Source organism: Streptomyces sp. NPDC087422, from assembly GCF_044744145.1.
Lineage (GTDB): Bacteria > Actinomycetota > Actinomycetes > Streptomycetales > Streptomycetaceae > Actinacidiphila.
In genome coordinates this window covers 478,795-498,560 of the sequence record NZ_JBIUXT010000006.1, presented here as the reverse complement: position 1 = coordinate 498,560, position 19,766 = coordinate 478,795, and the positions used below count along the sequence as shown (strand labels likewise).

Below are 19,766 nucleotides of genomic sequence, written 5' to 3'. Positions count from 1 at the left end.
GCCCCGGTCCTACTGGCTGTTGTACTGGTCGTAGAGCTTCTGGAACTCGGCGTGCGTCGAGGTGAACTTGGTCGTCTTGCCGTCCAGCGAGATGAAGTAGTACCAGTTCCCGCTGTCGGGGTTCATCGCCGCCTTCAGCGCGTCGACGCCCGGGTTGCCGATCGGCCCCGGCGGCAGGCCCTTGTACTTGTACGTGTTGTACGGGTCGTCCAGGGACTTGATCTTGGCGAGGCTGATGTTCGTGGCGCTGGTGTTCTTGATGTAGTTGTACGTCGAGTCGAACTGGAGCAGTCCGAAGGTCTCCTTGTTGGTGGGGACCATCCGGTTGTAGACGACCTTGGCCATCTTGCGGAAGTCGTCGTCGGTCTTGCCCTCGGCCTGCACCAGGCTGGCGACGGTGAGCAGTTGCAGCGGCGAGCTGAGATTCTGCTTCTTCGCCTCGGCGACCATGTCGAACTGGGCGTACTGCTTCTTCGCCTCGCCGACCATCTCGCGCAGCAGCGCTTCGGGCTTCATGCCCTTGGCGACGCCGTAGCGGGACGGGAAGAGGAAACCTTCCAGCGGGTCCTTCACCTTGGAGCTGGTGTCCGCCCAGTCCGGCAGTCCGAGGTTCTTGGCCTGGTCGTGCGCGACCTTCTTCGTGCTGCCCGCGGAGAGGCCGAGACGCTTGTCGATGGCGTCGTAGATCTGCGCGTCGCGCATGCCCTCGGCGATGATCATCGCGTTCTGGGACTTGGGGTCGAGCATCATCGTGACGGCCGAGGCCGCCGACATCTGCTTGTTGAGGACGTAGACGCCCGCCTGGATGAACTGGCCCTTGGGGTTCTTGCGGGCCGCGGCGGTGAAGGCGTCGACGCTCTTGACCACACCGTCGGACTTGAGGATGTTGCCCATGGTGGTGATCGTCGAGCCCTTGGGGATCTCGACCTGGACCTCGCCCGCGCCGTTGCCCGAGTAGTCGGGGGCCGGGCCGAAGCGGTCCTGGTAGAAGTTGTAGCCGAAGTAGCCGACGCCGCCGAGGCCGCCGCCCAGGACGACCAGGACGACCAGGCACGCGCAGCCGCTGCGGCGCTTCTTGCCGCCCTTGGCGGGGGCCGACTTGCCCGCGCGCCTGCCGCCGCCGCTCGTGGTGGTGGTCGCGGGGGCGTCGTCATCGTCGTCGTCGCGGCCGGAGAAGAAGGCGTGCTCGCGCGGGTCGTCGTCCTCCCCCGCGTCCCAGTCGCCGGTGTTGCCCGGAGCCGTCCGCAGCGGGCGCGCGCCCGGCTCCTGCGGGTGACCGTCCTGCGCCCCCTGGACGCCTTGCGTGCCCTGCGCCGGGCCCTGGCCCTGTGGCTGGCCCTGGCCGTGCAGCGGCGCCTGCGGCTGACCCTGCCCCGGAGCGCCCTGACTCAGACCGCCCTGTCCCGGACCGCCCGGCCCCTGCCCGGGCCCCTGGCCCTGGAACGGCGCCTGCGGCTGCTGCCGGTACTGGGGCTGCTGGGGCGGCGGGTAGCCGTTCTGCCCGTAGAAGTCGGGCTGCGGGCCGCCCGCGTACGGATCCTGCGGCTGGTGCCCGCCATACGGGTCCTGGTGGCCGTATCCGCCGACCGAGTGGGAGCCGGTGTCGTAGCCGTCGTACTGCGCCTGCGGGTACTGCTGCTGTTGAGGGTGCTGCTGGGGGTGCTGTTGAGGGTGCTGCTGAGGCTGGTACTGCCCCTGCGGGTGCTGCGGCTGCTGCTGCGGGTACCCCTGCTGCTCGTACTGCTGCGGGGTCTGGGGGTACTGCTGGCCGCCCTGCTGCTGCGGGTACTGCTGCTGGTGCTGACCGGTGGCGTAGGGGTCGTACTCCGCCTGCGGGTACTGCACCTGCTGCTGCGGCGGGTAGGGCTGCTGCGCCTGGTCGTAGCCGTCACCGAAGAGCGGGTCCTCGGGATGCCACGGTTCGGAGCCGGCGCCCCGGCCATAGTCAGTCATCGGTCCCCTTGGTACGCGGTCTGCAACCGGCTTGCCGACCCTGTGAAACGGGCGGCGCCCGAGGGGCGCCGCCGTGTCGCGCGAGACGTTACCGTATCGCGATCAGATGACCACTTCGACGCTCTCGCCCGGAGCTTTACCCGACACCCGTTCGGTCTCCAGCGCACTTTGCAAAATAATGACCGCGGCAGCCTGATCCACTACGGAGCGTCCCTTTTTCGCCTTCACTCCGGAGGCGCGGAGCCCTTGCGTGGCCGTGACCGTACTCATGCGTTCGTCCACCAGGCGCACCGGAACCGGCGAGATGACTTTCGCCACATGCTGGGCGAAGCCGCGGACCTTGGCCGCCGCCGGGCCCTCGCCCCCGTTGAGGGAGCGCGGCAGCCCGACGACGACCTCGATCGGCTCGTACTCCGCCACGATCGCGGCGAGCCGCCGCAGCGCCGCGGGCACGTCGCGGCCGGGCACCGTCTCGACCGGCGTGGCGAGGATCCCGTCGGGGTCGCACGAGGCGACCCCGATGCGGGCGTCCCCGACGTCCACCGCGATCCTCCGGCCCCTCCTCATGCCGCCTTCCCGCCCCGGGCGGCTCGGATCCGGCGAACCGTCCGTCACGCCTTCTCGCCCACCAGGCGCTGGACGGCCTCGACGGCGTCCTGGACCGCGGCCGGGTTCTGGCCGCCGCCCTGGGCCACGTCGTCCTTGCCGCCGCCTCCGCCGCCGAGGGTCTTGGCGGCGGTGCGGACCAGCTCGCCGGCCTTGATGCCGCGCTCGCGGGCGGCCTCGTTGGTGGCGATGACGGTCAGCGGGCGGCCGTTGGCGACGGTGAAGAGGGCGACGACGCCGGGGCGTCCGCCGCCGATCCGCTGGCGGACGTCGAGGACGAGCTTGCGCAGGTCGTCGGCGCCGGTGCCCTCGGGGACCGTACCGGCGACCAGGGCGACGCCCTTGATGTCGGCGGCGCTCTCGGCGAGCCCTGCGGCGGCCTGGAGGACCTTCTCCGCGCGGAAGCGCTCGATCTCCTTCTCGGCGTCCTTGAGCTTGGCGAGCATCCCGGAGATCTTGTCGGGCAGCTCCTCGGGGCGGCCCTTGACCAGCTCGGTGAGCTGGGCGACGACCGTGTGCTCGCGGGCGAGGAAGTGGTAGGCGTCCACGCCGACCAGGGCTTCGACGCGGCGCACGCCGGAGCCGATCGAGGACTCGCCGAGCAGCTTCACCAGGCCGAGCTGCGCGGTGTTGTGCACATGGGTGCCGCCGCACAGCTCCTTGGAGAAGTCGCCGATGGTGACGACCCGGACCCGCTCGCCGTACTTCTCGCCGAATTCGGCGATGGCGCCCTGCCTCTTGGCCTCGGCGATCGGCAGGACCTCGGCGGTGACGTCCAGTTCGCGGGCGAGCACCTCGTTGATCTTCTGCTCGACGTCGGTGAGGACGGTGCCGGGGACGGCGGCCGGGGAGCCGAAGTCGAAGCGGAAGCGGCCGGGGGCGTTCTCGGAACCGGCCTGGGCGGCCGTCGGGCCGAGGGCGTCGCGCAGCGCCTGGTGGGTCAGGTGGGTGGCGCTGTGGGCGCGGGCGATGGCGCGGCGGCGTACGAGGTCGATCTGGGCCAGCACCCCGGCCCCGACGGTGACCTCGCCGACCTGGACGACGCCCTTGTGCACGCTGACGCCGGGCACCGGCTGCTGGACGTCGCGGATCTCGATCACCGCGCCGTTGTCGGCGCGGATGCGGCCGGTGTCGGCGAGCTGGCCGCCGCCCTCGGCGTAGAACGGGGTGCGGTCGAGCACCACTTCGATCTCATCGCCCTCGGTGGCGGCGGGCGACGGGACGCCGTCGACCAGCAGGCCGACGACGGTGGCCTCGTTGTGGTTCTGGGTGTAGCCGGTGAACTCGGTGCTGCCGGAGCGGTCGGCGACCTCGCGGTAGGCGGACAGGTCGGCGTGGCCGGTCTTCTTGGCGCGGGCGTCGGCCTTGGCGCGGTCCCGCTGCTCCTTCATCAGGCGGCGGAAGCCCTCCTCGTCCACCGACAGGCCCTGTTCCGAGGCCATTTCGAGGGTGAGGTCGATCGGGAAGCCCCAGGTGTCGTGGAGCAGGAACGCCTTGTCGCCGGGGAGCACGCTGCCGCCGGCCGACTTGGTCTCGGTGATGGCGGTGTCGAGGATGTTGGTGCCGCCGCTGAGGGCCTTGAGGAAGGCGGTCTCCTCGGCGATGGCGACCGTCTCGATCCGCTTGCGGTCCGAGATCAGCTCCGGGTACTGCTCGCCCATGGTCTTGATGACGACGTCGGCCAGTTCGGCGACGACCGGTCCGGTGGCGCCCATCAGCCGCATATTGCGGATGGCGCGGCGCATGATGCGGCGCAGGACGTAGCCGCGGCCCTCGTTGCCCGGGGTGACGCCGTCGCCGATCAGCATCACGGAGGTGCGGATGTGGTCGGCGACCACGCGCAGCGACACGTCGGTGTCGTGGGCCTGGCCGTAGCGCACGCCGGTCAGTTCGGTGGCGCGGTCCATGACGACGCGCAGGGTGTCGGTCTCGTACATGTTCTGCACGCCCTGCAGGATCATCGCGAGGCGTTCGAGGCCGAGGCCGGTGTCGATGTTCTTGCTGGGCAGGTCGCCGAGGATCGGGAAGCTCTCCTTGCCCTCACCGGCGCCGCGCACGTACTGCATGAAGACCAGGTTCCAGATCTCCACGTACCGCTCGTCGTTGACGGCGGGACCGCCCTCGACGCCGAACTCGGGGCCGCGGTCGTAGTTGATCTCGGAGCAGGGGCCGCAGGGTCCGGGGACGCCCATGGACCAGAAGTTGGGGCCCATGCCGAGGCGCTGGATGCGCTCGGCGGGGACGCCGATGACGTCGCGCCAGATCTGCTCGGCCTCGTCGTCCTCCTGGTAGACGGTGATCCAGAGCCGGTCGGCCTCCAGGCCGTAGCCACCGTCCTCCAGGGAGCCGGTGAGCAGCTCCCAGGCGTACTTGATGGCGCCTTCCTTGAAGTAGTCGCCGAAGGAGAAGTTGCCGCACATCTGGAAGAACGTGCCGTGCCTGGTGGTCTTGCCGACCTCTTCGATGTCCGGGGTGCGGACGCACTTCTGCACGCTGGTGGCGCGGTCGAAGGGCGGCTTGACCTCACCGAGGAAGTACGGCTTGAACGGGACCATGCCCGCCGGGACCAGCAGCAGAGTCGGGTCGTCCGCGATGAGCGACGCCGAAGGGACAACGGTGTGCCCGCGCTCCTCGAAGAAGCGCAGCCAGCGGCGGCGGATTTCTGCCGACTCCATCAGTGTTCGTCCTTCCGGTTGTACGCAATGCTCCGGCGCGGTGCCGGGAGTTCGGACGGGATTTCGGATTGCGGGGCGCTGCCGGTGAGGCCGAGCGCGTCCTGGAGCTCGCTCTCGCGCTGCGTCATGCCCGCCCGTACGTCCTGGGCGAACACCCGCAGCCGCGCGCCGGTCTCCAGCGCGCGGTCGGCCGCGGTCGCCGCGAGGCTCTCGGGCGTGAGGCGGCGCAGCGCCCGGTTGACCTTGGTGGTGGCCCAGACGCCGGTGGCGGCGCCGGTGACGAACCAGAACATACGGCGGAACATGTGGCCTCAGTCCTTCGAGCGGTTGCGACGGCCGCCGCGCCGGGCGGCGGGGAGCACCTTGCCTGCCTTGACGGTCCTGGCACGGGAGCGGTCGGTGCCCGCCGCGCCGTTGGCCGCCGCGCCCGCGCCCGCTCCGCCGGAGGTCCGCAGGCCGACCGCGCGCCGTACGCCGTAGCTGAAGGCGGCGACCTTCACCAGGGGTCCGCCGAAGGCCGACGCGACGGTGGAGGAGAGCGCGGAGGCGTTGGCCGTCACCTCGGCGACCTCCGCGGTGATGGTGTCGACCCGGTCGAGCTGGCTGTGGGCGGTGCGCAGCGCGTCGGAGGCGTCGCCGAGCAGCGGTACGGCCTGCTCGGTGATGCCTGCCACGAGTTCACTGGTCCGCTTGAGCGTCTGGGCGAGCCTGACCAGCGCGACGGCCAGGAACGACACCAGGATCGCCCAGAAGACCGCCACGATGAGGCCAGCCACCTCTGCACCGGACACGTTGCTCCGCTCCCTCACCGTCGGCATCTCACGGACACTTCGCCGCGCAGTTTCGGCCGCTTCTCACGGCTGCTTCCCGCGACCGCTTCCACGGCCGCTTCTCACGACCGCGGTCCGCGGCTGGTTTTCACCACGACATCGGCCTCCGACCCTATCGCGCCGGGCCTGCGCGTCCGTACCGCATTACGCGCGCGCCGGGGCTGTCCCACAACCGGGCAAGCGCGGGCGTTATACCACTACTCGGCGACGGGATTGTACGGTCCGCGCACAGTCAAGTACGCTCCGTACACCATGGAGACTGTGGGTAACCTCCCCGCCGAGCTGACCGGCTTCGTCGGCAGGACGTCCGAACTCGCGGCGCTCGACGCGCTGTTGTCGCCGGCGGCGGAGTCCCGGCTGAGCACCGTGACCGGGGTCGGCGGGGTGGGCAAGACGCGACTGGCGCTGCGGGCCGCCAGGCACGCGCAGGACCGTTTCCTCGGCGGCGTCTGGCTGGTCGACCTGTCCGGGCTCGGCGACGCGTCGCTGCTGGACCACGCGGTCGCGGAGGCGCTGCGGCTGGCGGACCACACCACCCGCTCGACGCGTTCGGTGCTGACCGAGGGGCTGGCCGGCCGCGAGCTGCTGCTGGTCTTCGACGGCTACGACCGGGTGCACGCCGAAGTGGCCTCCCTCGCCGCGGAGTTGCTGCGCCGCGCGCCGGGGCTGCGGGTGCTGGCGGCCGGCCGCAGGCCGCTGGGCATCACCGGGGAGCGGCTGCTGCCGCTGGCGCCGCTGCCCGCGCCGGACGCCCGCAGCGACGCCGTGCGGCTGTTCGCCGAGCGCGCCGCGGCCGTGCTGCCGGGCTTCACCGTGACGGCGGCCAACAGCGGTCCCGTCCTGGAGCTGTGCGCCCGGCTCGACGGCCTTCCGCTCGCCCTCGAACTGGCGGCGGTCCGGCTGCGGGCGCTGTCGGTGGAGCAGGTGCTCGAACGGCTCGACGACCGCTTCCGGCTGCTGACCGGCGGCGACCCCACCGCGCCCGCCCGGCACCGCGCGCTGCGTACGGCGATCGGCTGGAGCCACGAATTGTGCACGCCGGGCCAGCGGCTGCTGTGGGCGCGGCTGTCGGTCTTCGCCGGACGGTTCGACCTGGACGCGGTGGAGTACGTGTGCGCGGGTCCCGACCTGGCCGAGGAGGACATCGTGGAGACGGTGTCCGCGCTGGTCGACCAGTCGGTGCTCAGCCGCGAGGAGGGCGCCGACGGTCTGGTGCGCTACCGGATGCTGGACACGGTCCGCGAGTACGGCGCGGGCTGGCTGGCCGCGCTCGGCGACGACGTACGGATGCGGCGGCGGCACCGCGACTGGTACCTGGGTCTGGCCACCTGGTGCGAGCTGGACTGGTTCAGCCCCCGGCAGTCGGAGGTGGCCGCGCGGGTCGAGGCCGAACTGCCCAATCTCCGGCTGGCGTTGGAGTTCAGTCTGGACGGCGCCGCGGACCGGCCGCCGGAGGACCCGGCCGTCGGCCAGTACCTGGCGGGCACCTTGTGGTTCTGCTGGGTCGGCTGCGGGCGGCTCGCGGAGGGCAGGCACTGGCTGGAGCGGGCCCTCGACCTCGCCGCGGGGCGCTCGGAGGCGCGCGCCAAGGCGATGTGGGTGTACGGCTATGTGACGCTGCTCCAGGGCGACTCGGTCACCGCGCTCGACGTGCTCCAGCAGTGCCGCAGCGAGGCCGAGGCGGCCGACAACGGCACGGCGATGGCGTACGCGGTCCACCGGCTGGGCTGCCTCGCGCTGGTCTCCGACGACATGCCGCGGGCCGAGCGGTTCATCGGGGACGCGCTGCTGCGCTACCGCCGGATCGGCGAACTCAACAGCAACGTCCTCATGGCGCAGGTCGAGTTGGCGATGGCGGTGGCCTTCCAGGGCGACCTGGACCAGGCGGTGACCCTCGCCGCGGAGGCCCGCGACATCTGCCACGACCACGGGGAGCGCTGGACGCTGGCCTACGCGCTCTACGTCCTCGGTTACGCCGCCTGGCTCGGCGGCGACCGCGCGGAGGCGCGGCGGCTGGCCGAGGAGGCGCTGACCATCGACCACGCCTTCCGCGACCTGGTCGGCGCGGTGCTCGCCCTGGAGCTGCTGGCCCTCATCACCGAGGACGAGGGCGCCCCGCACGAGGCCGCGGTCCTCCAGGGCGCCGCGGGGCGCCTGTGGGCCTCGGTCGGCCTGCGCCTGTTCGGCTCCCGTTTCTTCAACGCCCCGCACGTGCTGTGCGAGGCGCGGGTGCGGGCGGCGCTGGGTGACGACGCCTACGCCGCCGCCCTGAGCGAAGGCGAGCGGTTCGGGCTGGACGCGGCGGTCCACCGCGCCCTCCACCGCCCGTCGCCCGCCGCCGCCACCCGCGAGCGTCCCGCCCGGAAGGCCCCCGCCAGGAGCGCGGCCCCCGCGGAGGTGGTCGCCCCCGAGTGAGGGGGACGCGGGTACTTCCCAGCGGCGGCTGAGGGACGCGCTACACGACCGACCACGACGGCGGCGACGTCACCACCGGTCCCGGGGGCCGCTTGCCACCGGCCGGTTGACCGGGCCCCCGGGGGGCGACCGCCTCCCGTACGGAGCGCGGCGCCCCACCTCGGCGACCTCCCAGGAGGGGGTCAGCGGGCGTAGTACTCGACGACGAGCTGCTCGTCGCAGATGACGGGGATCTCGTTGCGGTTGGGGTCCCGGTCCAGGCGGAAGGCGAGGGCCTGGAGGTTGGTCTGGAGGTAGCGAGGGGCCTCGCCCTCACCGGCCCAGCCGCCTTCGCGGGCGACGATGAACGGCGTCTTCTCGCGGGAGCGCTCGCGGACGGTCACGACGTCGTCCGGGCTGACCCGGAAGGACGGCTTGTCGACCTTGCGGCCGTTGACCTCGATGTGGCCGTGCACGACCATCTGGCGGGACTGGTAGATCGTCCGGGCCAGACCGGCACGGAGCACGAGGGCGTCCAGGCGCCGCTCCAGCTCGATGATCAGGGCCTCGCCGGTCCGCTTGCCGGAGACCTTCTTGGCGCGGTCGTACGCGCGCTGCATCTGCCGCTCGCTGATGTCGTACTGCGCGCGCAGCCGCTGCTTCTCCAGCAGCCGGGTCTTGTAGTCGCTGTTCTGCTTGCGACCGCGACCGTGCTCACCGGGCGGGTAGGGGCGGGCCTCGAAGTACTTGACCGCCTTGGGGGTGAGCGCGATGCCCAGCGCCCGGGACTTCTTGACCTTGGGACGCGACTGATTCACGTGCGTGGAACCTCCGTGTAAATTAGGTAAGGCTTACCTTAGCTGAGGAGAACGCATGTTTCGACCCGGGAACCCCATGCCTGGCGTACCAGCACATGGTCAGCCGCGTCCCGAAGTGGAAGAAGCGCCCCGGCTGCCCTCGGCAGCCGAACGCGCGCGAACTCTCGTCGAGAATAACTCGTCCGCCGTCGTGACGATTCCCGGCCTGGCCACGGCCGGATCCGACGTCATGACCCCGGTGCGCCGCTCCGTGGGGCCCACCGGCGACGTGTTCCTGCTGTTCCCCGACGAATCCCCCGCCGTGCGCGTGGTGCGGGCCGCGGGCGGCGAGGAGATCGAGGCTGTGCTGGAGATCACGGATGTGGCGCCGGTCGCGGTGCCGCACCGGATCCGCGGCAGGGCCTGGGTCGCCGGCTGGCTGACACCCGTCCCGGGCGGCGCGATGGAGTCCGGTACGACGCTGCTCCGCCTGGAGACCGGCGAGATCTCACTGGACGACCTGTGGGGCGCCGCCCTGGTCGAGCCCGACGAGTTCGCCGACGCCGCCGCCGACCCGCTCGCGGAGTACGAGAGCGAACTGCTCCAGCACCTCGCCGCCGCCCACAGCGCCCAGGTGGGTCTGCTGTGCGCCCTCGTCGGCCGCCGCGAGGCGTCCTGCGACGGCGCCTTCGCGGGCTCGCGCCCGACGCTGAGCGCCGTGCCGCTGGCGCTCGACCGCTTCGGGCTGCGCGTGCGCTTCACCGGCGGCAACAGCGTCTTCGACGCCCGCTTCGACTTCCCCGAGCCCGTCCGCGACCGCGACGGGCTGCGCCGCTCGATGCACGCCCTCTTCGACGCGGCCCGCGACTGCTGATCCGGGGGTGGGTCAGTCCGAGGCCGGGGCCTCGCCCGCGAGCCGGGCGCGGACCCGGTCCAGGACGTCCGCGTAACGGGCCTCCGTGCCGTGCCGGGTCGGCTCGTAGTAGCGGCGGTCGCGCAGTTCGTCCGGCGCGTACTGCTGCGCGGCGATGCCGCCGGGCACGTCGTGCGGGTAGACGTACCCCTGGGCGTGGCCGAGCTTGGCGGCGCCCTTGTAGTGGCCGTCGCGCAGGTGCGCGGGCACGGGTCCCGCCTTGCCCGCCCGTACGTCCGCCAGCGCCGCGCCGATCGCGGTGGTGGCCGCGTTGGACTTCGGCGCGAGCGCCAGCGCGATGGTGGCGTGGCTGAGGGTCAGCGCGGCCTCGGGGAAGCCGATCATGGCGACGGCCTGGGCGGCGGCGACGGCGGTGGGCAGGGCGGTGGGGTCGGCGAGGCCGATGTCCTCGCTGGCGGAGATCATCAGGCGCCGCGCGATGAAACGCGGGTCCTCGCCCGCGTCGATCATGCGGGCGAGGTAGTGCAGGGCGGCGTCCACGTCGGAGCCGCGGATGGACTTGATGAGGGCGCTGGCCACGTCGTAGTGCTGGTCGCCGTCGCGGTCGTAGCGCACGGCGGCCCGGTCGACGGACTCTTCGAGGGTGGCCAGGGTGAGCGTGTCCTCGCCCTTGTCCAGGGCGGAGCCCGCGCCCGCCTCCAGGGCGGTCAGGGCGCGCCGCGCGTCGCCGCCGGCGATCCGCAGCAGGTGCTCCTCCGCGTCGTCCGGCAGCGTCACCGCGCCGCCCAGACCGCGCTCGTCGGTCACCGCGCGGCGCAGCACACCGCGCAGGTCGTCGTCGGTGAGCGGTTCGAGGGTGAGCAGCAGGGAGCGGGACAGCAGCGGCGAGATGATCGAGAAGTACGGGTTCTCCGTGGTGGCCGCGATCAGGGTGACCCAGCGGTTCTCGACGGCGGGCAGCAGGGAGTCCTGCTGGGCCTTGCTGAAGCGGTGGATCTCGTCCAGGAACAGCACGGTCTCGCGCTGGTACCCGCCCGCCTGGCGCTTGGCGCTCTCGATGACCGCGCGGACCTCCTTGACGCCCGCGGTGATCGCCGAGAGTTCGACGAAGCGCTTGTCGGTGGCCTTGCTGACCACGTACGCCAGCGTGGTCTTCCCGGTGCCCGGCGGCCCCCACAGGATCACCGAGGACGCGCCCGCCGGTCCCCCGCCGTCGGCCACCAGGCGGCGCAGCGGGGAGCCGGGGCGCAGCAGGTGCTGCTGGCCGACGACCTCGTCGAGGGTACGGGGCCGCATCCGTACGGCGAGCGGGCTGCTGCCCGGATCCCGCTCGTGACGGTCCTCTGCGGCTGCGGTGAACAGATCTGGCTCCACTCCGGCAGCCTATGCGCTGGGTGTGACAGCCCGGTCGGCGGCGGCGGCGAGCAGGGCGTGGACCAGGCGCGGGTCGGTGCCGTTCTCGGGGTGCCACTGCACGCCGAGGGCGAAGCGTTCGCCGGGCGCCTCGACGGCCTCGACGGTGCCGTCGTCGGCGTGCGCGGCGGCGGTGAGACCGTCGCCGAGGCGGTCGACGGCCTGGTGGTGGTAGGTGGGCACGTCCTGGGGGCCCGGCAGCACGCGGGCCAGCAGGGTGCCGGGCACGGGCGTGACGCGGTGCTCGCCGAAGACGCCGGGCCCGGGGGCGTGGGCGTCGTGGCCGACGCGGTCCGGCAGGTGCTGGACGAGCGTGCCGCCGTACAGCACGTTCATGAGCTGCATGCCGCGGCAGATCCCGAGGACGGGGACGGCCGCGTCCAGCGCGGCGCGCAGGACGGCCGACTCCCAGCCGTCGCGCTCCGGTGCGGGCGGCCCGGTGCGCGGGTGCCGTGGTGCGCCGTAGTGCTCGGGCGCGATGTCGGGGCCGCCCGCCACGATCACCGCGTCCATCCGCGCGACGGCCGCCGGTGCGCGCTCGGCCGCGTCGGGCGGCAGCAGGACGGCGACGGCGCCCGCGGCCTGCACCAGGCGCGGGTAGACGGCGGGCAGCAGGACGGCCGAGGTGTCCCACAGCCCCCAGCGCGCCCGCTCCAGATAGGTGGTGACCCCCACCAGCAGCGTCCTCGGCACCGTCCCCGTCCTCCCGCGTCGGCCAATGGTCCGGACTCGTACCTTAACCGGCGCGATCTTCCGCCCCGGCGCTAGGACAGAAAGCCCCGCAGCAGTGACGCCGTGCCCGCGAGGTGCTGCCGCATCGTCTGCCGCGCCCGCGTTTCGTCGGCGGCCAGGACGGCGGCGACCAGGGCGGCGTGCTGGCCCTGGGAGTGCTCGATGTTGCGGACCAGCATGGGGATGCCGTCCAGGAGTTGGTTGACCCGGGCGCGGACGGCGGCGTACTGGCGGGCCAGCGAGGGGGAGCCGGACAGCTCGGCTATCGCGAGGTGCAGGAGCGTGTCGGCGCGCCGGTAGTCCTCGATGGAGGCGTCCCCGGTGGCGCGCAGCCGGGCCCGCAGCAGGTCGGCGTCCGCTCCGGTGAGGCGGGCGCGGGCGCAGAGCCCGGCGGCGCCCACCTCCAGCACCTCGCGGAAGCGGAGCACGTCGTCCAGGGCCGCCGCGTCCAGACCTGCCGCGCCCAGGCCCGCCGCGTCCACGGGCGGGCCGTCCGCGCCGGGCGGCCTCGGCCGGACGAAGGTGCCGCCCTGGCGACCGCGGCGGCTCTCGACCAGGCCCTGCTCGTGCAGCACGCGCAGCGCCTCGCGCAGGGTGACCCGGCTGATCGCCAGCCGCCCGGCGAGTTCCCGTTCCGGTGGCAGCCGTCCGCCGGCGGGGACCAGGCCGAGCCGGACCACTTGGAGCAGCCGTTCCACGGCCTCCTCGAAGCCATTGCCGCCGCGCACCGGGCGCAGCACCGTGTCGAGCGGATCGGCGGCCAGCGCCGGGGGCTCCGCCGGCCGCCCGGCCGCTGACCCGGCCGCCGGCTCGGCCGTCGAATCGGCCATCGGTTCCGTCATCCGCTCCGTCATGGCGAGGCCCCCTTCCCTTCAATGGTTCACAGCCATACCTTAAGTCTTCCGACCGATCCGAGAGGTTCCGCTGTGGCAGAACACACTCCAGCCCTGTCCGTCGGCGCGCTCCGCTCGCTGGTGGCGGCGGGCGAGATCCACACCGTCGTCCTGGCCTTCACCGATATGCAGGGGCGGCTCCAGGGCAAGCGGTTCGCGGCTCCGTTCTTCCTGGAGGAGGTGCTGCCGCACGGCTCGGAGGGGTGCAATTACCTGCTCGCCGTCGACATCGACCTCAATACGGTGGACGGCTACGCGATGTCGTCCTGGGAGCGGGGCTACGGCGACTTCGCGATGCGCCCCGATCCCTCGACGCTGCGCCGCGTCCCCTGGCAGGACGGCACCGCGCTGCTGCTGGCCGATCTGACGTGGGAGGACGGCAGCCCGGTCAGTGCCTCGCCGCGGCAGATCCTGCGGCAGCAGCTCGACCGGCTCGCCGGGCACGGCCTGACCGCGCACGCGGGCACCGAGCTGGAGTTCCTGGTCTTCCGCGACACCTACGAGCGGGCGTGGGACAGCGGCTACCGCGGGCTGACCCCGGCCAACCAGTACAACGCCGACTACTCGGTGCTGGCCACCGCCCGGGTCGAGCCGCTGCTGCGCCGCATCCGCAACGAGATGGCGGGCGCCGGGCTGGTCCCGGAGTCCGCGAAGGGCGAGTGCAACCTCGGCCAGCACGAGGTGGTGTTCCGTTACGACGAGGCGCTGACCACCTGCGACCAGCACAGCGTCTACAAGACCGGCGCCAAGGAGATCGCCTCGCAGGAGGGCATGGCGGTCACCTTCATGGCGAAGTTCAACGAGCGCGAGGGCAACTCCTGCCATATCCACCTGTCGCTGCGGGACGCGGACGGCGCCCCGGCGATGGCCGACCCCGAGGACCACTCCCCCACCGCGATGTCCCCGCTGATGCGGCACTTCCTGGCCGGACAGCTCGCCGCCCTGCGGGAGTTCTCGCTGTTCTTCGCGCCGAACATCAACTCCTACAAGCGGTTCCGCCCCGGCTCCTTCGCGCCCACCGCGGTCGCCTGGGGCCGGGACAACCGCACCTGCGCGCTGCGCGTGGTCGGCCACGGCCCGTCGCTGCGGCTGGAGAACCGGGTGCCGGGCGGCGACGTGAACCCGTATCTGGCGGTCGCCGCGATGGTCGCGGCCGGACTGCACGGCGTCGAGCGGGAGTTGGAGCTGCCGGAGCCGTGTACGGGCAACGCGTACACGGAGTCGTACGAGCGGGTGCCCGGATCGCTGCGGGAGGCCGCCGAGCTGTGGTCGGGCAGCGACCTGGCCCGTGAGGTGTTCGGCCCCGAGGTCGTCGCGCACTACGCGAACATGGCGCGGATCGAGCAGCGGCAGTTCGACACCGCGGTCACGGACTGGGAGCGGTTCCGCTCCTTCGAGCGGATGTAAGGGCGGACGGGATGCAGGAGAGCCACGACGTACTCAACCCCGCCACCGAGGAGGTCGTCGCGACGGTCGCGGCGACCTCCCCGGAGGGCGTGGACGCGGCGGTCGCCGCCGCGGTGCGGGCCCAGCGGGGCTGGGCGGCGCTCGCGCCGGGTGAACGCGCCCGGCTGCTGCGGCGGTTCGCCGCCGAGGTCGACGCGCACCTGGAGGAACTGGCCGCGCTGGAGGTGCGGGAGGCGGGCCACACCGTGGGCAACGCCCGCTGGGAGGCGGGCAACGTCCGGGACCTGCTGGAGTACGCGGCGGGCGGCGTCGAGCGCCTGAGCGGCCGTCAGATCCCGGTGGCGGGCGGCCTCGACCTGACCTTCCACGAACCACTCGGCGTGGTCGGCGTCATCGTGCCGTGGAACTTCCCGATGCCGATCGCCGCCTGGGGCTTCGCCCCCGCGCTGGCCGCGGGCAACGCCGTCGTGCTCAAGCCCGCGGAGACCACCCCGCTGACCGCCCTGCGGCTGGCCGAACTCGCCCTGGCCGCCGGGCTGCCCGAGGGCCTGTTCCAGGTGGTGCCCGGCGCGGGTCCCGTCGCCGGGGCGCGGCTGGTCGACCACCCCGACGTACGGAAGATCGTCTTCACCGGCTCCACGGCGGTCGGCAAGCGGATCATGGAGCGGTGTGCGGCCCAAGTGAAGCGGCTCACGCTGGAGTTGGGCGGCAAGAGCCCCAACGTCGTCTTCGCGGACGCCGATCTGGAGCGCGCCGCGGACCCGATGGCGTTCCTGGACAACGCGGGCCAGGACTGCTGCGCCCGCACCCGGCTGCTGGTGCAGCGCGAGGTCTACGACCGCTTCCTCGACCTGCTGGCCTCCGGCGTGCGGGCGGTGCGGGTCGGCGACCCGGCGGACCCGGCGACCGCGATGGGCCCGCTGATCTCGGCGGCCCAGCGCGAGCGGGTCCGCGGCTACGTCACGCCCGAACTGCCAGTCGTGGCACGGGGTTCCGCGCCCGAGGGCCCCGGTTTCTGGTACCCGCCGACGGTGCTCGCCCCGGCCGACCCCGGCGCGCCAGCGGCCACCGAGGAGATCTTCGGCCCGGTGGCGGTCGTGCTGCCCTTCGACGACGAGGCGGACGCGCTGCGGCTGGCGAACGCGACACCGTACGGCCTGTCCGGCTCGCTGTGGACCCGCGACCTGGGCCGCGCGCTGCGGCTCGCGCGCGGTGTCGCGGCGGGGAATCTGTCCGTCAACTCGCACAGCAGTGTGCGCTATTGGACGCCCTTCGGCGGCTTCAAGCAGTCGGGGCTCGGCCGCGAGCTGGGACCCGACGCGCTCACCGCGTTCACCGAGACCAAGAACGTCTTCATCGGCACCGAGGAGTAGCAGGGTATGCCCGAGACCACAGACAGCACAGACGTGACCGGCACGGCTGCCGCCGCCGGGACGGAGCAGCCGGTCTGCCGCCGCCTCGTCGGCCGTACCGCCGTCATCACCGGCGGCGGCAGCGGCATCGGCCTGGCCACGGCGCGGCGGTTCGCCGCGGAAGGGGCCAGGGTCGTGGTCGCCGACATCGACCAGGACAGCGGGCGGGCGGCGGCCGAGGAGACCGGCGGGCTCTTCGTCGCCACCGACGTGACCGACCCGGAGCAGGTCGAGGCGCTGTTCAAGGCCGCCCACGACACCTACGGCTCGGTCGACATCGCCTTCAACAACGCGGGGATCTCACCGCCCGACGACGACTCGATCCTCACCACCGGGCTGGACGCATGGCGCCGGGTGCAGGAGGTCAATCTGACGTCGGTCTACCTGTGCTGCAAGGCCGCGCTGCCGTACATGCGGCGGCAGGGCAAGGGGGTGATCATCAACACCGCGTCGTTCGTGGCGGTGATGGGCGCGGCGACCTCGCAGATCTCGTACACCGCGTCCAAGGGCGGGGTGCTGGCGATGACGCGGGAGCTGGGCGTGCAGTTCGCCCGCGAGGGGATCCGGGTGAACGCGCTGTGCCCCGGGCCCGTGGACACCCCGCTGCTGCGCGAGCTGTTCGCGAAGGACCCGGAGCGGGCGGCGCGGCGGCTGGTGCACATTCCGCTGGGGCGGTTCGCGGCGGCCGAGGAGATCGCCGCCGCCGTGGCGTTCCTGGCCAGCGACGACGCCGGATTCATCACCGCCGCCGAGTTCCTGGTGGACGGCGGCATCTCCGGCGCCTACGTCACGCCGCTGTAGCGGGCGGGCCGCTCGGCGGACCCGCTCAGACCAGCGTCTTCCAGTACGACCACCAGCGGGTCAGGATCAGCAGGATGAGCACCCCGTACCAGAGCACCGGCACGACCCAGTGGAACTCCAGCACGGCGGTGCGCGCGCCCTCGGGCACCTTGATGATCCGGTGCTTGACGTTGTGCACCGCCGTGTACCAGAACGCGGCGATGGTCACGACCCAGGCGAGGCTGCACCACAGGCAGAGCGAGCCGATGCTGTAGAGCGACTGGTACTGGAGCCAGGTGCAGAATCCGACACCGAACAGGGTGCCCGCCTGGAGGCCGAGCCAGAACCAGGGACGGTAGCGGGCGCCGGCCAGGATGCCCATCGCGACGCAGATCATGACCGGATAGGCGATCATGCCGATCATCGGGTTCGGGAAGCCGAACGCGTGGGCCTGCTCGCTCTTCATGATGTTGCCGCAGGAGATGATCGGGTTCAGGCTGCACGCGGGGGTGTAATTCGGGTCTTCCAGCAGCTTGAACTTGTCATCGGTGATCACGAACGCGGCGACCGTGCCGAGCAGGCCGCAGATCAGCAGCAGCCAGGTGTACGCGCGCCCTGCTCCGATGCCGTCGGCCGGCCGCCGCTCGTCCTCGGCGCCGCCGTCCGTACGCGTCTCGTCCAACGCGGAAGTCGTCATGATCGCCGATCTCTTAGGTCGTGGGGAGCGGGCACCCAACATTGTGCACCAGGGCGGTCAGGACTGGATAAGTCCTGCACGCCCTGGTACACGGAAGAGGGTCAAACGAGCCGCGCCTTGACGCTCGCGACCACCTCGGCGAGCGGGACCGCCGTCTGCTCGCCGCTGCCCAGGTCCTTGAGCTGGACGACGCCCTCGGCGAGGTCCCGCTCCCCCGCGACGAGCGCGAATCGGGCGCCGGAGCGGTTCGCGGACTTCATCGCGTTCTTCATGCCCTTGCCGCCGAAGGCGAAGTCCGCGGCGATCCCGGCCCTGCGCAGCGCGGTGACCGTGCCGAACAGCGCCCGCCGCGCCTCGTCGCCGAGCGGTACGGCGTAGACGTCGGTGACCGCGGGAAGGGCCAGTTCCACGCCCTCCGAGCGCAGCGCGAGCACCGTACGGTCCACGCCCAGCGCCCAGCCGACCGACGGCAGCGCCGGGCCGCCGATCATCTCGGAGAGCCCGTCGTAGCGCCCGCCGCCGCCGACCGCGGACTGCGAGCCGAGCCCGTCGTGGACGAATTCGAAGGTGGTGCGGGTGTAGTAGTCCAGGCCGCGCACCAGCCGGGGGTCGTCCTCGAAGGCCACGCCCGCCTCGGTCAGCAGCGCGCGCACCTCCTCGTGGTACGCCTTGCACGCCTCGCACAGGTGGTCGCGGATCAGCGGCGCGTCGGCGAGCTGCTTCTGTACGGAGTCGCGCTTGTCGTCGAGCACCCGCAGCGGATTGATCTCGATCCGGGCGCGGGTCTCCTCGTCCAGGTCCAGGCCGCGCAGGTAGTCCTGGAGGGCGGCCCGGTAGACCGGACGGCACTCGCGGTCGCCGAGCGAGTTGAGCAGCAGCCGGAAGTCGCGCAGCCCGAGGTCGGTGTACGCGTCCACCGCCAGGATGATCAGCTCCGCGTCGAGCAGCGGGTCCTCGGCGCCGATCGCCTCCGCGCCGACCTGCGAGAAGTGCCGGTAGCGGCCCGCCTGCGGGCGCTCGTAGCGGTAGTAGGAGCCGGAGTACCAGAGCTTGACCGGCAGATTCCCCGTCTTGTGCAGGTTGGCCTGGAGGGCCGCGCGCAGGACGGAGGCGGTGCCCTCGGGGCGCAGCGCGAGTTCGCTGCCGCCCTTGGTGGTGAGGGTGTACATCTCCTTGGTCACGATGTCGGTGGACTCCCCGACACCGCGGGAGAACAGTTCGACGTTCTCGAAACCGGGGGTCTCGACATAGCCGTAACCGGCCCGGCGGGCGGGCGCGGCGATGGCCTCGCGCACCGCGAGGAACACCGCGGAGTCGGGCGGCAGCAGGTCGTAGGTGCCCTTGGGGGCCTGGAAGGCGCGTACGGCGGAACTCACTGAATCCGTCACAATCCTCGTCGCGGAGCCGGGTCTCCGGCTCCTGGGCCGCGGGCCACCTCACCCAGGTAGGGGTTGGCGGCGCGCTCGCGGCCGATGGTCGTCTGGGGGCCGTGGCCGGAGAGCACCACGGTCGAGTCGTCGAGCGGCAGGCACACACGCGCCAGCGACTCGTACAGCTCGGCCATGGAGCCGCCGGGCAGGTCGGTGCGTCCGACGGAGCCGGCGAAGAGCAGGTCGCCGGAGAACAGCACCGACGGGATGTCGGCGGTCTCTGGCAGCCTGAACGTCACCGACCCCCTGGTATGGCCGGGCGCGTGCGCGACGGAGAACTCCAGACCCGCAACCGTCAGCGCGGCGCCGTCGGCCAGTTCCTTGACGTCGTCGGGCTCGCCGATGGTCAGCTCCCCCATCAGCGGCTGCCCGATGGCGCGGCCGAGCGCCTTCTCGGGGTCGCTGAGCATGTACCGGTCCTCGGGGTGGATCCAGGCGGGCACGTCGTGCGCGCCGCAGACCGGTACGACCGAGGCGACATGGTCGATGTGGCCGTGGCTGAGGATGACGGCGACGGGCTTCAGTCGGTGCTTGGCGAGGGTGTCCTCGACGCCCTGGACCGCGAGGTGGCCCGGGTCGACGATCACGCACTCCTCACCCGCGGCGGGGGCGACCACATAACAATTGGTGCCCCAGGCCCCGGCGGGGAACCCGGCAATGAGCACGTTCGTCCTTCTGTCGTCCGCGGTGTCGGCCGCGGGAGATATCGGCCGTTCACGAGCCTACCGGCCGCCGTACCGCCGCAGCGAACTCGTATTGTGCCCTCATCGGACCGCGTGCGGACTGGACGGGGGACGCGCATGCCGCGAAGATCTGCGGCACGCGTATTCGCGTTCGAGCGCACCGCGGCACACGGCCTGCCGACAGGTCGTG

Annotated in this window: 17 protein-coding genes; 5 read left to right on the top strand and 12 right to left on the bottom strand. The window is 72.3% G+C overall.

Going from position 1 to position 19,766, the window contains the following annotated elements; all coding sequences use genetic code 11:
- Positions 1-9: 9 nt before the first annotated feature.
- The 5 genes from mltG to ACIO6U_RS22130 all read right to left on the bottom strand — a co-directional run bounded on the left by mltG (position 10) and on the right by ACIO6U_RS22130 (position 6,025).
- Positions 10-1,953 (bottom strand): endolytic transglycosylase MltG, encoded by a 1,944-nt coding sequence (gene mltG / locus ACIO6U_RS22150; protein WP_401721500.1) that lies wholly within the window; start codon positions 1,951-1,953, stop codon positions 10-12.
- Positions 1,954-2,055: 102 nt separating this feature from the next.
- Positions 2,056-2,520: a Holliday junction resolvase RuvX gene (gene ruvX / locus ACIO6U_RS22145; RefSeq protein WP_355348851.1), complete on the bottom strand. Its 465-nt coding sequence runs from the start codon at positions 2,518-2,520 to the stop codon at positions 2,056-2,058.
- A gap of 44 nt (positions 2,521-2,564) precedes the next feature.
- Complete coding sequence (alaS, locus tag ACIO6U_RS22140; RefSeq protein WP_391160801.1) at positions 2,565-5,234, bottom strand: alanine--tRNA ligase; 2,670 nt, start codon at positions 5,232-5,234, stop codon at positions 2,565-2,567.
- Complete coding sequence (locus tag ACIO6U_RS22135; protein WP_188285194.1) at positions 5,234-5,539, bottom strand: DUF6167 family protein; 306 nt, start codon at positions 5,537-5,539, stop codon at positions 5,234-5,236. Before ACIO6U_RS22135 ends, alaS begins: the two co-directional genes overlap by 1 nt.
- Positions 5,540-5,545: 6 nt before the next feature.
- Positions 5,546-6,025 (bottom strand): DUF948 domain-containing protein, encoded by a 480-nt coding sequence (locus ACIO6U_RS22130; protein WP_391046625.1) that lies wholly within the window; start codon positions 6,023-6,025, stop codon positions 5,546-5,548.
- Between the two features lie 291 nt (positions 6,026-6,316).
- On the opposite strand from ACIO6U_RS22130, the gene ACIO6U_RS22125 reads away from it, so the two are divergent.
- On the top strand, positions 6,317-8,479 hold the full coding sequence (locus ACIO6U_RS22125; protein ID WP_401721495.1) for an ATP-binding protein: 2,163 nt from the start codon (positions 6,317-6,319) through the stop codon (positions 8,477-8,479).
- Between the two features lie 182 nt (positions 8,480-8,661).
- Here the strand turns inward: ACIO6U_RS22125 and rpsD are convergent, their stop codons facing one another.
- Positions 8,662-9,276: a 30S ribosomal protein S4 gene (gene rpsD, locus ACIO6U_RS22120; RefSeq protein ID WP_188285197.1), complete on the bottom strand. Its 615-nt coding sequence runs from the start codon at positions 9,274-9,276 to the stop codon at positions 8,662-8,664.
- A 133-nt stretch (positions 9,277-9,409) separates the two neighbouring features.
- Here rpsD and ACIO6U_RS22115 point away from each other — a divergent pair, with 133 nt between their 5' ends.
- Complete coding sequence (locus ACIO6U_RS22115; RefSeq protein ID WP_401721625.1) at positions 9,410-10,129, top strand: DUF2470 domain-containing protein; 720 nt, start codon at positions 9,410-9,412, stop codon at positions 10,127-10,129.
- Between the two features lie 12 nt (positions 10,130-10,141).
- Here ACIO6U_RS22115 and ACIO6U_RS22110 read toward each other — a convergent pair whose 3' ends face one another.
- The 3 genes from ACIO6U_RS22110 to ACIO6U_RS22100 form a co-directional block, all read right to left on the bottom strand.
- Complete coding sequence (locus tag ACIO6U_RS22110) at positions 10,142-11,503, bottom strand: replication-associated recombination protein A (RefSeq protein WP_355348717.1); 1,362 nt, start codon at positions 11,501-11,503, stop codon at positions 10,142-10,144.
- Between the two features lie 9 nt (positions 11,504-11,512).
- Positions 11,513-12,235, bottom strand: coding sequence for a gamma-glutamyl-gamma-aminobutyrate hydrolase family protein (locus ACIO6U_RS22105; RefSeq protein WP_391160808.1), 723 nt, complete (start codon positions 12,233-12,235; stop codon positions 11,513-11,515).
- Positions 12,236-12,306: 71 nt separating this feature from the next.
- The gene (locus ACIO6U_RS22100) at positions 12,307-13,128 is read right to left on the bottom strand and encodes a FadR/GntR family transcriptional regulator (protein ID WP_401721490.1); all 822 of its coding nucleotides are present in this window, start codon (positions 13,126-13,128) and stop codon (positions 12,307-12,309) included.
- A 72-nt stretch (positions 13,129-13,200) separates the two neighbouring features.
- On the opposite strand from ACIO6U_RS22100, the gene ACIO6U_RS22095 reads away from it, so the two are divergent.
- From ACIO6U_RS22095 to ACIO6U_RS22085, 3 genes are read left to right on the top strand one after another with little or no spacing between them, the layout of a single operon-like run.
- A complete protein-coding gene (locus tag ACIO6U_RS22095; RefSeq protein WP_355332496.1) occupies positions 13,201-14,574 on the top strand; it encodes a glutamine synthetase family protein in 1,374 nt (457 codons plus the stop codon).
- 11 nt (positions 14,575-14,585) lie between these two features.
- The gene (locus ACIO6U_RS22090) at positions 14,586-15,947 is read left to right on the top strand and encodes an aldehyde dehydrogenase family protein (RefSeq protein ID WP_401721488.1); all 1,362 of its coding nucleotides are present in this window, start codon (positions 14,586-14,588) and stop codon (positions 15,945-15,947) included.
- Positions 15,948-15,953: 6 nt separating this feature from the next.
- A complete protein-coding gene (locus ACIO6U_RS22085) occupies positions 15,954-16,787 on the top strand; it encodes a 3-oxoacyl-ACP reductase (RefSeq protein ID WP_401721485.1) in 834 nt (277 codons plus the stop codon).
- Positions 16,788-16,812: 25 nt separating this feature from the next.
- Here ACIO6U_RS22085 and ACIO6U_RS22080 read toward each other — a convergent pair whose 3' ends face one another.
- From ACIO6U_RS22080 to ACIO6U_RS22070, 3 genes are all read right to left on the bottom strand, one after another.
- Positions 16,813-17,463, bottom strand: a complete 651-nt coding sequence (locus tag ACIO6U_RS22080; protein WP_355332503.1) for a vitamin K epoxide reductase family protein — start codon at positions 17,461-17,463, stop codon at positions 16,813-16,815.
- A 101-nt stretch (positions 17,464-17,564) separates the two neighbouring features.
- Complete coding sequence (gene hisS / locus ACIO6U_RS22075) at positions 17,565-18,839, bottom strand: histidine--tRNA ligase (protein WP_401721480.1); 1,275 nt, start codon at positions 18,837-18,839, stop codon at positions 17,565-17,567.
- Between the two features lie 8 nt (positions 18,840-18,847).
- Complete coding sequence (locus ACIO6U_RS22070; protein WP_391046608.1) at positions 18,848-19,558, bottom strand: MBL fold metallo-hydrolase; 711 nt, start codon at positions 19,556-19,558, stop codon at positions 18,848-18,850.
- Between the last annotated feature and the right edge of the window lie 208 nt (positions 19,559-19,766).